General features: G+C 41.1%; 7 protein-coding genes and 1 pseudogene. All 8 read left to right on the forward strand.

From position 1 onward, the window contains the following. The first annotated feature begins 90 nt into the window (after nucleotides 1–90). The 8 genes and pseudogenes from AC3ZVC_RS07310 (at nucleotide 91) to uvrA (ending at nucleotide 13970) form a co-directional block, all read left to right on the forward strand. Entirely contained in the window at nucleotides 91–1344 is a 1254-nt protein-coding gene (locus tag AC3ZVC_RS07310; protein WP_490067610.1) for a SulP family inorganic anion transporter, read from the forward strand. A 427-nt stretch (nucleotides 1345–1771) separates the two neighbouring features. After that, the gene (locus AC3ZVC_RS07315; RefSeq protein ID WP_490067614.1) at nucleotides 1772–2797 is read left to right on the forward strand and encodes a Bug family tripartite tricarboxylate transporter substrate binding protein; all 1026 of its coding nucleotides are present in this window, start codon (nucleotides 1772–1774) and stop codon (nucleotides 2795–2797) included. A gap of 133 nt (nucleotides 2798–2930) precedes the next feature. Beyond that, nucleotides 2931–3389 (forward strand): tripartite tricarboxylate transporter TctB family protein, encoded by a 459-nt coding sequence (locus AC3ZVC_RS07320; protein WP_490067617.1) that lies wholly within the window; start codon nucleotides 2931–2933, stop codon nucleotides 3387–3389. A gap of 18 nt (nucleotides 3390–3407) precedes the next feature. Continuing rightward, nucleotides 3408–4943: a tripartite tricarboxylate transporter permease gene (locus tag AC3ZVC_RS07325; protein ID WP_490067621.1), complete on the forward strand. Its 1536-nt coding sequence runs from the start codon at nucleotides 3408–3410 to the stop codon at nucleotides 4941–4943. Nucleotides 4944–5122: 179 nt separating this feature from the next. Beyond that, nucleotides 5123–6732: pseudogene (locus AC3ZVC_RS07330) on the forward strand (gamma-glutamyltransferase family protein). 487 nt (nucleotides 6733–7219) lie between these two features. Then, complete coding sequence (locus AC3ZVC_RS07335; RefSeq protein ID WP_490067625.1) at nucleotides 7220–8584, forward strand: aspartate aminotransferase family protein; 1365 nt, start codon at nucleotides 7220–7222, stop codon at nucleotides 8582–8584. A 522-nt stretch (nucleotides 8585–9106) separates the two neighbouring features. Then, nucleotides 9107–11086: an excinuclease ABC subunit UvrB gene (gene uvrB / locus AC3ZVC_RS07340; RefSeq protein ID WP_490067628.1), complete on the forward strand. Its 1980-nt coding sequence runs from the start codon at nucleotides 9107–9109 to the stop codon at nucleotides 11084–11086. Nucleotides 11087–11093: 7 nt separating this feature from the next. Then, complete coding sequence (gene uvrA, locus AC3ZVC_RS07345) at nucleotides 11094–13970, forward strand: excinuclease ABC subunit UvrA (protein ID WP_490067631.1); 2877 nt, start codon at nucleotides 11094–11096, stop codon at nucleotides 13968–13970. Nucleotides 13971–14144 lie beyond the last annotated feature (174 nt).

Here is a 14144-nt window from a genome sequence, read left to right on the forward strand (position 1 = left end):
ATTCGGAAGAATTCATACAAATAAGACGATATGTTGCTTGTACACAATGTAATGAATGGAGGTTAGATATTTATTAGAGCAATCCCAGAATTGAAAAAGTGTGTTAATTACACGAAGTCTTATTTATCTGGCGATTTATCTGCAGGTATTATTGTAGCGGTTTTATTTATCCCTCAAAGTATGGCTTACGCAATTATTGCAGGTGTACCGGTTCAATTAGGATTGTATGCCGGGACTCTTCCGCTTATAGTATATACACTATTTGGAAGTTCTAAGTTTTTATCGGTTGGACCTGTTTCTATTGTTTCCCTTATAGCTTTTTCTGGTATTTCCGGCTTCACTGAGCCGGGCTCTGCTCATTTTGTAAAACTGATTATATTGCTTGGATTAATGGTTGGATCTATTCATTTAATAATGAGTTTGTTTAAAGTGGGGGACTTTTTTGATTTTATATCACCTAGCGTTATTAATGGATTTATATCTGCTGCAGCCATTATTATAATTGTAAATCAACTTAAGTCATTACTGGGAATTTCACTGCCTGAGTATCAAAATTTTTTCCAATATGTAATGGAAGTGATAGTTAAACTTCCGCAAGTAAACCCTTACACCCTGACAATAGGTTTAGTAAGTTTTTTTATATTGGTCCTTTTAAAGAAGTGCACTCCCCGATCACCCGGCCCACTACTTGTTGTTCTTGTTTCTATTTTTTTAGTCGGTGTTTTTGATTTGCACAAAATGGGTGTGGACATCGTTGGAGAAATACCAAAGGGGTTGCCGAAACTAAAGATTAATTTACCGTCACTTTATACTATTCAGCTATTGTTTCCTACTGCTCTTATCATCGCACTCATCTCCTTTCTCGAATCCTATGCAGTTGTTAAATCATTTAATAATAGAGAAAAAGAACCGATTAACACAAACAAAGAGTTACTTGGATTGGGACTCGCAAACATTGCTAGTTCATTTATTGGATCAATACCAGTAGCGGGAGCGCTTTCAAGAACAGCGGTCAATTATCAGTCAGGCGCCAAAAGCAGGCTTGCACTCCTTCTGACTGCTTCTTTTATTGTAATTTCACTTCTCTATTTGACACCACTTTTTTATTTTTTACCGAAGGCATCGCTGGCTGCTATTATTATGGTTGCTGTTTCAAGCCTTGTGAAATTCAAGCAATGTTCCCTTAATCATCCACCTGGTGAGCTGTTTATTTTTCTCGCAACGTTTATATCAACATTAATGTTGGATATTTTTTGGGGGTTATTAGTAGGGATTGTATTCTCTATCCTTCTTTCTCAGATAAGAAAAGCTCTTTATTATACTGCTTATAAGAGTAGTAAATAATGTCTTTTAATGCCTCTCCAAACTGGATTGAGGTATTTTTTTTGCAGGTAATCTTCAGTTTAAATGAATGTAAGGTTTTAATTGTAAATTTTCAATATATATGGAGTTATCTTAATGGATGTTAAACATCAATAAGTATTACTCTATCTAAAATAAAATAGAATGGAATATTTAAAATTTTCGGAACTATAATTGATAAGAGAGCCAAGCTTGTTACTCTTGTTAAGTGAAAGGTGTAATCTTTAATATTTAGTAAATATAAAAAAGGTTTTTTGGTTAACAAGTGTAAGGGAATTACAGCCATTTTTATCAGAAATACAGGGGGTGATTTACTCGTTTGAAAAAAGAAATCTCTGTTTTGGTGACATGTTCTTTTTAGTTGATTAGCAATTTTATTAAATATTTATAAAAAAGGGGGCAATTAAAAGTGAAAAAATTTTTAGTGTTAATAGTCGCAATATTCTTTGTTTTTAGTTTGGCAGCTTGTGGATCATCGAATAGCACTTCAACTAAAGCGGATTCGAATACAGGTGAAAAACCAACTGAATCGGCCAAGTCTGATTTTCCTAAAAAGCCAATTAAACTTATTATTCCATATGGACCGGGAGGGGCAACAGATGTCATTTTCCGTTTAGTTGCTAAAGAAGCTGAAAAGCATCTTGGGCAGCCTGTTGTTCCGGTTAATATGGAAGGGGCAGGGGCGACGCTCGGAGCTCGGCATGTGAAAGATGCTAAACCGGATGGATATACAATCTTAGGAAGTCACGACACTATTGCCACGTCCCACTTATCTGGCTCTTCTGATTTTTCCTTTGACGCTTTTGAGCCGATTTCATTATTGACAAAGACGATTAACATCCCTTCTACCAATTCAAAGTCGGGTATCAAAACCGCAGCAGAGTTTGTTGAATATGTGAAAGCAAACCCGGGAAAAGCGAAGATAAGTATGATACCGGGTTCAACCAGTCATTTTTTTATGGCGCAATTTTTGGCTGAAACCGGAATTTCTACTGATGAGATCCGCTTTGTTGGTTATCCGGGAACAGGAGATGAAGTTGCAGCTTTATATGCACACGAAGTAGATTTCTCTATGTTAAATATCCCATCCGGAAAAGGATTCTATGAGGATGGGTCTCTTATTCCTGCTGGTATAGCACATAATGAAAGACTTGACTTATTGCCTGATACTTCTACTCTCATCGAACAGGGAATTAACATTGAAAATGCTACAAACCGTGGAATTTTTGCGCCGAAAGGAACTCCAGAAGAGCATATTGTCATCATTGAGGAAGCTTTTAAAAAGGCTCTTGAAAGTGAAGAAGTCAAAAATAAAATTAATAATGAGTTAGGATCTATTACAAGTTTTATTCCACATACAGAATACAAGGATTTTCTTGATAAGCAAGAATCTAAACTAAAAGAAATTGCAGAAGGACTTGATTTTAAAAAGTAATAGATATATTTAATCATTTTGCGAGATGGGAGTAATGATGAGTTCAAATAAATATAATGAATTAAATCTTGAACTCATCTTAGTTCCATATCGTACACAGTAATCGTACGACATTGAATGAGGGGTGATAGAAATGACAAAGGATCGTTCTCTTGCTTTAGCAGTAGGAATTTTTATCGTCATAATGTATGTAGAATCAATGCAGATTGCGGAAAAGTCTAGCTGGCAAGTATACGGCTCTGCTTTTTATCCTAGAATTTTGCTTGCAATAATGGGCGCTCTAGCTGTGCTGCTATTTATTAATTCATTTAGAAATAAAAAACCAAGTACGTCGAGTAAAAGAGATCTTAAATCTTTCTGGAACGAATACAATAAAATTATTTTTTTGTTTATCGCATTTTTTGTTTACGTTTTTATTCTTCCTTTAGCAGGTTTTATTATTGCTACCGCTCTTTATCTTTTTATCTCACAGGCTATTCTAATGGGTGTTAAAAGGAAAAAGAAATTACTGTTAAATGTTTCGGTGACTGTAATAACAACATTGTCGGTATTTGCCATTTTTAACTATGGATTAAATGTATGGCTGCCATAAATGGGAAGGGGGTAAATTATGGGTGAGTTTTTTATTCAAGCGCTAGGTGAAGTATTGAATCTTTGGACCTTAGTGTTAATTACAATCGGTGTCATTTTTGGAATTATTGGAGGCTGTATCCCTGGATTTACTATCACGATGGCCATTTTGGTTGCTTTTCCATTTACGTTTGCGATGGATCCTATTAATGGTTTATCCCTTATGATCGGGATCTTTGTTGGGGGCTACTCTGGGGGCTTAATCTCAGGTGTTATGCTTGGTATTCCGGGAACGCCTTCATCAATTACAACGGTTTATGATGGTTATCCAATGGCTCAAAAAGGAGAACCTGGACGGGCTTTGGGAGTTGGTGTGCTTGCATCTTTTATTGGAACCATCATTAGTGTAGGTGTACTGGTAATATTCGGTCCTTTAATTGCAAAGTTTAGTCTTAACTTTCGTCCTTGGGAAATTACAGCAATGATAGTTTTTACCCTTACACTGGTTGCGAGCCTTTCAAACGGAGCTATGATCAAAGGGTTAATTGCGGCAGGATTCGGGTTATTTATTGCAACCATTGGACTTGACCGCAGCGGAAATTTACGTTTCGACTTTGGGATCAATGAGTTTTCTGCAGGTTTTGAAATGCTTCCTGTTATGATTGGGATTTTTGCTTTTGCACAGCTGATGGATAATGTTCAGAAACTAAATAAAGATAAAGAAAAGAATACAAAAGAACCAGATATGAATGTTCATATACCATACCGCCAAATCGGAAAGGATCTATGGTCGCAAAAAATGAACACTTTCCGTTCAGCTATGATCGGAAGTATTATTGGAGCTCTTCCAGGAACAGGCGGATCTGTTGCTAATTTTGTGAGCTATGATCAATCCAAAAAGTTTTCAAAACATCCTGAGAAGTATGGGAAGGGTATTCCAGATGGAATTATTGCGTCTGAAACTGCCAATAATGCCGTAGCGGGCGGTGCCTTTATTCCAACTCTTGCCTTGGGGATTCCTGGTGATCTGGTAATGGCTATTATGATGGGTGTGTTAATTTTACACGGAATTACACCTGGTCCGTTAATGTTCTCAGAGCATCCAGTGCTTATAGGAGCTATTTATGTAGGTCTCCTTGTAAGTGCGGTTATCATGCTTGCGGCGCAGTTCTTATTAATCCGGGTGTTTGCCAAAATATCATTGGTGCCACAAGCTATATTGGTTCCCATAGTGCTGATGCTGTGTGCAGTCGGTGCGTTTGCGTTAAATAATACTGTTTTTGATATTTGGGTCCTTTTTGGATTCGGGCTTATTGGCTATTTTCTATCGAAAGCTAAAGTGCCTTTAACCCCTTTAATTTTAGGGGTAGTACTTGGACATAACCTTGAGAATCAAATATTTCGGGCCCTGGAGCTTGACTCAAGCTGGTTAACATTCTTTACTAGACCGCTATCTTTGTTATTTTTTGTTTTTGCTTTACTCTCAATTATTGTTTCCATTAAGCAAAATAAAAGGGTTGCACAAACAGAGGGTGGGGGCATAGATGGAGATGAGACAGATCAAAAGATATCTTAAACGAGTATAGTTCGCAATGTCTCTACGTAAACCAAAGGGATAAAAAAATAATAGGAAGGAACCTAGAGATCCCCATTATTTTTATTATTTACAAATCGGTGTTAAGTATTCTTTCATTGTGTAATTAAGAGATTTCGAAACTATATCTATATAAATTAATAAATAAGGAGAATTATAAAATGCTAAACTTTGATTCTTTATATAACCCTTCCTCGTCTAAAAGAATGACTGTTTTTGGCAGCAGGGGAATGGTAGCAGCCTCACAGCCATTGGCTTCTCAAGCAGGCCTTGACATTCTTAAGCAAGGGGGAAATGCCATTGATGCTGCTATTGCAACAGCGGCGGCCTTAACCGTAGTAGAACCAACCTCGAATGGAATTGGAGGAGATGCTTTTGCTATTGTCTGGGTGAAAGGGGAACTTCATGGATTAAACGCCAGCGGACCATCACCAAAAGGTATTTCAATTGAGGAAGTTAAAAAACTAGGATATGAAGAGATGCCGCAGCACGGTATGATACCTGTTACAGTCCCGGGTGCACCGTCAGCCTGGGCAGCATTATCTGAACGTTTTGGCAAGCTTTCCTTAAAGCAAACCCTGCTGCCTGCCATTGAGTATGCGGAAAAAGGGTATCCAATATCACCTGTTATTAGTCAGTTATGGGAAGAGGCTTATGCAACCTATTCTAAGGAAGAAGGAGAAGAATTCAAACACTGGTTTGAGGCGTTTGCACCAGAAGGGAGATCCCCTAAACCGGGAGAAATATGGAATTCCCCGCATCATGCAAGTACATTAAGATCCATTGCAGAAACAAATGCAGAATCCTTTTATAGAGGTGAATTAGCCGAAAAAATTGATCAATTTTCCAGACAGAACGGAGGATTCATAAGGAAAGAAGATCTTTATTCCTATAGCCCTGAATGGGTTAATCCAATAAATGTAAAATACAGGGGGTATGATGTGTGGGAAATTCCCCCAAATGGTTCTGGAATGATTGCGCTAATGGCTTTAAATATATTAAATAGCTTTGATATTGGTGAAGCCAGTTCAATTGACACTTATCATAAACAAGTTGAAGCAATGAAACTGGCATATGTGGATGGTTTTAAATATATTACCGAAAAAGACAAAATGGGTGTTTCTGTTAAACAGTTATTATCCGAATCTTATGCTGAGGTACGTAGAAGTCTAATCACTGAAGAAGCCATGTTTCCGGAGCCGGGGATCCTCTAGCTGGCGGAACGGTTTATTTAGCTGCAGCTGATGAGGATGGTAATATGATTTCATATATTCAGAGTAATTTTAAAGGGTTTGGATCAGGGATGGTTGTTCCTGAAACGGGCATTAGCCTACAAAACCGTGGATTGTCTTTTAAGCTGGAAGAAGACCATTATAATTGTCTGGAGCCAGGGAAAAAGACATATCACACTATTATTCCTGGCTTTTTGACAAAAGATGGTCAGCCAGTTGGCCCTTTTGGTGTAATGGGAGGTTTTATGCAGCCCCAAGGTCATGTGCAGGTTATCATGAATATGATTGATTTTCATTTGAACCCGCAAGCAGCTTTAGATGCTCCGCGATGGAAATGGGTGAATGGCAAAACAGTAGAGGTTGAACCTCATTTCCCTGATCATATTGCTCAGGCGCTGGTTCGCAAAGGACATCAAATCGTAAAAAGAGTAGACAGTATTAGTTTTGGAAGAGGACAGATAATAGTCAGAAATCCTAAGACAGGAGTACTGTCAGGAGGTTCAGAATCTCGCACAGATGGTACAGTTCTTGGCTGGTAAAAAAGCCATTCACCTTCGTTTAAACACTAAAACACCAGAAACAACAGGAGGAGGTTAATTTTCCCTGTTCAAAGAAAATTCAAGGTGGTGGCTATTACCATTTTACTCCTGATACGGTAATAGGTTAACCAATAGAAGGAAATGAAATAAAGTCAGGCCAGGAACACTTTTTATTCAATGAAAAAGCGGTGAATACAGTGAGATGGGATCAACTTTATTACCTTTCCGCTTTAAAGCTATTAACCGCATCTGCTGCCCTTAATAGCTTGGCAAAAAGTAAAGATGTGGCCCGGGGAGGTGCGGTTGGTAATGGGGAAAGATTCTGAAGCCAGAAAAGAGTCACCGGAAATAGCTTCGGCTAAAGAATCAGACGGAAAAACAGCTTTACATAATCAATTTAAAAGCCATTGTAGGTGTCTTCGCAACAGTAGCTCCATCGCTCATTTTAATGATTGGAAATACAAGTATATTGTCGTGGAGGGAAACCATGGAAACAATAACAAATGCAAGTAGCAAGACCCTTTCAGAGAAAGATCGCAAATATTTGTGGCACCATATTTCACCATATAGCGCAAAAGCAGATCCGATGGTTGTTTCTAAGGCCGATGGCGCCTGGGTAACAGACAATAAAGGAAACAAATATCTGGATGCTATGTCGGGCTTATGGTGTGTTAATGCTGGCTATGGAAGAGAAGAGATGGCACAGGCTGCGTATGAGCAGATAAAAAAACTGTCCTTCTACCCGTTAACCCAAAGTCATGAACCAGCCATCCTCCTAGCTGAAAAATTAAATGACTGGCTTGGCGATGATTATGTCATCTTCTTCTCAAACAGCGGGTCTGATGCGAATGAAGTCGCCTTTAAAATAACCCGCCAGTACCATGCACAGAATGGAGAGCCGGACAGATATAAATTTATTTCCCGTTATCGGGCGTATCACGGCAGTTCGATGGGAGCCTTGTCCGCAACTGGCCAGTCCCAGCGAAAGTATAAATATGAACCCCTCGTCTCGGGCTTCCTGCATGTCCAGCCACCCGACAGCTACCGCCGTCCTAATGGCCAATCAATTGAAGAATTTAATCTGCAGTGTGCACAGGATATAGAACAAAAGATTATCTGGGAAGGAAAGGAAACCATTGCCGGAGTTATAATGGAACCTGTTATTACGGGTGGCGGAATTATCATCCCGCATCCACTCTATATGAAAAAAGTTGAAGAAATCTGCAATAAATACGGCGTTTTGCTTATTATCGATGAAGTTATTTGCGGATTCGGACGGACAGGGAAAAAGTTTGGCTTCCAAAACTTTGAAATCAAACCTGATATTGTTACAATGGCAAAAGGAATCACCAGTGGGTACATGCCTCTTTCTGCAACAGCGGTTAAGAAAAACATCTATGAAAAATTTAAAACCTCATCAGAATACGACCATTTCCGCCATGTTAATACATTTGGCGGAAACCCTGTATCCTGCGCAGTGGCGTTAGCTAACCTTGAATTAATGGAAAAAGAGAACTTGACCGAACGTTCAAGAACGCTAGGAGAAAGGCTTGCGGAGGAAATGGAAGAGCTTAATAGCCATCCAAACGTAGGAGATATTCGTTCAATTGGCTTCTTAATGGGCATTGAGCTAGTGAAGGATAAAGATTCCAAAGAACCTGCTCCACCTTCATATCTTGGATCAATAATCAGTGAGTGTAAGGCCAACGGGCTGATTATCGGCAAAAACGGAGACACGGTTGACGGGCATAATAATATTTTATCGCTGTCACCTCCTTTATCCTGTACAGATGAGGATTTTGCATTTATTGTTTCATCACTTAAGAAAGTACTTAAAGCGAATCACTTATAAAAGTTTTCAATTATTAACTAAAAGTTTAAAAAGAATAGAATTTATGATCAATCTCTCAGCTTGTAGATAAGTCTATGGTTTAGACTTCATCTACGGGCTTTTTATTTTATCAAAAGTAAGGCTAAAGGAGTTGCATTTAGAGTGGAAGAAAAAATTGATAAAGTACCTTCCAAAGGGCATTTTGTCCGGCACTTTTAATTTAAGCCGATTAATGTTCATTGATCTCTAAATAAGAGGATTTAAATATATACAAAAAGTTAATCAAACGTTTGATTAACTATTCTTCGACACTACCCAGCCTTTTTCGGCATATTTCCCGAGCAATACTTTATTAATAAAAATAAAAAAACGAATATCCGTTCGCATATTGTTGGTTTGTTTTACCCTCTTTGTGGTAGAATGATGATATGAGTTTTGAGTAAAAAACTGACAAATCAGCAGCATCCCGGCCCTCAGTCATTTAACAGGCTGATTTGTGTTTATAAATAGATAGAAGTTAATTTTTGAACGGGAGGCTTTTAGGTGAAGGATCAATTCGAATTAGTCTCAAAGTATTCCCCTCAAGGCGACCAGCCGGGGGCCATTAAAAAGATCGTTGAAGGTATAAATTCCGGCAAAAAGCACCAGACCCTACTGGGAGCGACAGGTACAGGAAAAACCTTCACGATTTCGAATGTGATTAAAGAAGTAAACAAGCCGACGCTTGTGATTGCACACAATAAGACGCTGGCCGGCCAGCTTTACAGCGAGTTTAAAGACTTTTTTCCAAACAATGCTGTAGAGTATTTTGTCAGTTACTATGACTATTACCAGCCCGAAGCGTATGTGCCTTCAACAGATACCTTTATTGAAAAAGACGCGAGCATAAATGATGAAATTGATAAGCTTCGCCACTCGGCTACTTCCTCCTTATTTGAGAGGAACGATGTCATCATCATTGCAAGTGTTTCCTGTATATATGGTTTGGGATCTCCTGAAGAATACCGTGAGATGGTACTATCTCTTAGAACGGGTATGGAGATAGAAAGGAATCAGCTCCTACACAGGCTTGTAGATATTCAATATGAGAGAAACGATATTGACTTCCAGCGCGGAACCTTCCGGGTGCGCGGGGATGTAGTTGAAATTTTCCCAGCATCACGGGATGAGCATTGTATCCGGGTCGAGTTTTTCGGAGATGAAATTGACCGGATCCGTGAAGTGGATGCCCTGACAGGCGAGATCATCGGAGAACGCGATCATGTCGCGATTTTCCCTGCATCCCACTTCGTAACACGTGAAGAAAAAATGCGGATTGCGATTCAAAATATTGAAAAAGAACTGGAAGAACGCTTAGCTGAATTAAGAGAAAATGATAAGCTCCTTGAAGCACAGCGTCTGGAGCAGCGGACCCGCTATGACCTTGAAATGATGAGGGAAATGGGCTTCTGTTCAGGTATCGAAAACTACTCGCGGCACCTGACGTTAAGACCGCCTGGTTCCACACCTTACACCCTTCTGGATTATTTTCCGGAGGACTTCCTGATTGTCATAGATGAGTCACACGTAACGCTGCCGCAAATCCGCGGAATGTTCAATGGTGACCAGGCAAGAAAATCAGTTCTTGTGGATCATGGCTTCCGTTTGCCATCTGCCATGGATAACCGCCCGCTTACTTTTGCAGAGTTTGAAAAGCATGTGAACCAGGCTGTCTTTGTTTCTGCGACGCCAGGTCCGTATGAGCTTGAGCACACTCCGGAAATGATTGAGCAGATCATCCGCCCGACCGGACTGCTTGATCCAACCATTGATGTCCGCCCAATTGAAGGGCAAATCGATGATCTAATCGGCGAAATTCAGGAGCGTGTCCAGAAAAATGAACGCGTACTGGTTACAACCTTGACGAAGAAGATGTCAGAGGACTTAACCGATTATTTGAAGGAGATCGGCATTAAGGTCCAATATCTGCACTCAGAGGTTAAGACGCTTGAGCGGATTGAAATTATCCGGGAGCTGCGGCTTGGAAAATACGATGTTCTAGTCGGAATCAATCTTTTAAGGGAAGGGCTGGACATACCGGAAGTATCTCTTGTCACCATTTTGGATGCTGATAAAGAAGGCTTCCTCCGTTCCGAGCGTTCACTCATCCAGACGATGGGGCGGGCTGCGCGTAATGCAAATGGCCATGTCATTATGTATGCCGACCGGATCACGGATAGCATGGAAAAAGCCATCAGTGAAACAAAGCGACGCCGTTCCATTCAGGAAGAATACAATGAAAAACACGGCATAACGCCAATGACTATACAAAAGGATATTCGCGATTCAATCCGTGCAACCCATGCGGCGGAAGAGCAGGAAGAATATCAGCCATCAGCCAAGCTTGGCAAGCTGAACAAGAAAGAGCGCGAAAAGCTGATCGGCGATATGGAAAAGGAAATGAAGGAAGCGGCAAAAGCCCTCAATTTCGAACGGGCTGCCGAGCTTCGTGATTTACTATTAGAGTTAAAAGCGGAAGGATGACGTACAAATGGCGATGGATAAGCTGATTGTAAAGGGTGCCAGAGCCCATAATTTGAAAAATATCGATGTCACCATTCCGAGAGATAAGCTTGTCGTACTGACAGGGCTGTCCGGTTCCGGAAAGTCTTCACTGGCTTTTGATACGATTTATGCAGAAGGGCAGCGCCGCTATGTGGAATCATTATCAGCATATGCACGGCAATTCCTTGGGCAAATGGATAAGCCTGACGTTGATGCCATTGAGGGGCTGTCTCCTGCCATTTCAATTGACCAGAAAACAACAAGCCGAAATCCGCGTTCCACAGTGGGAACGGTGACGGAAATCTATGATTATCTGCGATTATTATTCGCTCGGGTCGGGCGCCCGACATGCCCGATTCATGATATCGAAATCTCCTCGCAGACCATTGAACAAATGGTGGACAGGATTATGGAATACCCCGAAAGAACAAAGCTCCAGGTAATGGCTCCGCTGGTATCCGGCAGAAAAGGCACACATGTAAAGGTCCTTGAGGATATTAAAAAACAGGGCTTTGTCCGAGTCCGTGTTGATGGAGAGATGATGGATCTTGGAGAAGAGATAGAACTAGAAAAGAATAAAAAGCACTCGATTGAAGTAGTGATAGACAGGATCGTAGTAAAAGAAGGTGTGGCTCCGCGTCTGGCAGATTCAATGGAAACAGCGCTAAACCTTGGAAATGGCAAGGTGCTTGTCGATGTGATCGGAGAAGAAGAACTGTTATTCAGCGCAAATCATGCCTGTCCGCACTGCGGCTTTTCAATCGGCGAACTGGAGCCAAGAATGTTTTCATTCAATAGCCCGTTCGGCGCTTGTCCCGAATGTGATGGTCTTGGTTCAAAGCTCGAAGTCGATGTAGATCTTGTAATCCCCGACAAGGAGCTATCCTTGAAGCAGCATGCCATTGCACCTTGGGAACCGACAAGCTCGCAGTACTACCCTCAGCTTTTAGAGGCAGTCTGCAATCATTATGGAATTGATATGGATATTCCCGTTAAGGATATTCCTGAACACTTACTTGAGAAGGTTTTATACGGATCAAGCAAAGACAATATCTATTTCCGTTATGAAAACGATTTTGGACAGGTGAGGGAGAACTATATCCGGTTTGAAGGTGTAATCCGGAATGTGGAGCGCCGCTACAAGGAAACAAGCTCAGACTATATCCGGGAGCAAATGGAAAAATATATGGCGCAGCATCCGTGCCCTTCATGTAAAGGTTACCGATTGAAGCCGGAAACCCTTGCAGTGCTGGTGTCCGGAAAGCATATCGGCCATGTGACGGCCTTTTCAATTGAAGAAGCGTTTAGCTTTTTCGAGGATCTGACACTTTCTGAAAAAGAAATGAAGATTGCCAATCTCATTTTCCGTGAGATTAAAGAACGACTTGGCTTCCTGATTAATGTAGGACTGGATTATCTTACATTGAGCCGTGCAGCCGGAACTTTATCCGGTGGAGAGGCACAGCGTATTCGCCTGGCAACACAAATTGGGTCACGTCTGACAGGTGTTCTTTATATTCTGGACGAGCCTTCCATTGGCTTGCATCAGCGTGATAATGACCGTTTGATCGATACGCTGAAAAATATGCGCGATATCGGCAATACATTGATTGTGGTTGAGCATGATGAGGACACCATGGTCGCTGCCGACTATTTGATTGATGTTGGCCCTGGAGCAGGTGTTCATGGCGGGCAAATCGTTTCTGCGGGGACGCCTCAGGACGTTATGGATGATCCAAATTCTCTGACAGGACAATATCTATCCGGGAAAAAATTCATTCCGCTGCCGATTGAGCGCAGGAAGAATGACGGCCGCTTTATTGAAATTAAAGGAGCTAAAGAAAATAACCTTAAGAATGTGAACGCGAAGTTCCCGCTTGGTTCCTTTATTTCTGTAACAGGCGTTTCCGGTTCCGGAAAAAGCACCTTAATTAATGAAATCCTTCATAAAGGGCTTGCCCAAAAGCTTCATAGAGCAAAAGCGAAGCCTGGTGAACATAGGGAAATTAAAGGTGTAGAACATTTAGATAAAGTCATTGATATTGACCAATCGCCAATCGGAAGGACACCGCGATCCAATCCTGCAACCTACACGGGCGTGTTCGATGATATTCGTGATGTATTTGCAACAACGAATGAAGCGAAAGTGCGCGGCTATAAAAAGGGCCGTTTCAGCTTTAACGTTAAAGGCGGACGCTGTGAAGCCTGCCGTGGCGATGGGATTATTAAAATTGAAATGCACTTCCTGCCTGATGTGTATGTACCATGTGAAGTCTGCCATGGCAAACGCTATAACAGGGAGACGCTTGAAGTTAAATACAAAGGGAAGAACATCTCTGAAATTCTCGAAATGACTGTTGAAGATGCATTGGAATTTTTTGAGAACATCCCGAAAATTCGCCGTAAGCTGCAAACCATTTTTGATGTGGGCCTTGGCTACATTACATTGGGACAGCCGGCGACAACCTTATCCGGAGGGGAAGCGCAGCGTGTCAAACTCGCTTCCGAGCTGCATCGCCGCTCAACCGGCCGTTCACTTTATATACTGGATGAACCGACAACCGGCCTCCATGTGGATGATATCTCAAGATTGCTTGTCGTTCTTCAGCGTCTTGTTGAAAATGGTGACACTGTATTGGTTATCGAGCATAATCTCGATGTGATCAAGGCGGCCGACTATATCGTAGATCTTGGACCAGAAGGCGGAGACAAAGGCGGTACTATTTTAGCCGCCGGAACGCCTGAAAAAATTGCGGAAGTTCCGGAATCCTATACAGGCAAATACCTCAAACCAATATTGGAGAGAGACCGACTCAGAATGAAACAGCAAATTGAAGAAAAAGAAGGCGTGACAAACGCTTGATAAATGGAAGCAGCAGCCATGAGGCGCTGCTTCTTTTTATGGAAGAAAGATTACTTTCATTCAAATCGGGTAAAGAAAATCAGGCTGCAGCCATCATCCGTTTAGGATGATGGCTGCCGGACACTAGTAATTTATCAATAACCGGATCAAAAGGTCACTATTTCGTCATTTAGC

It is taken from the genome of Cytobacillus sp. C11.1, assembly GCF_058145115.1.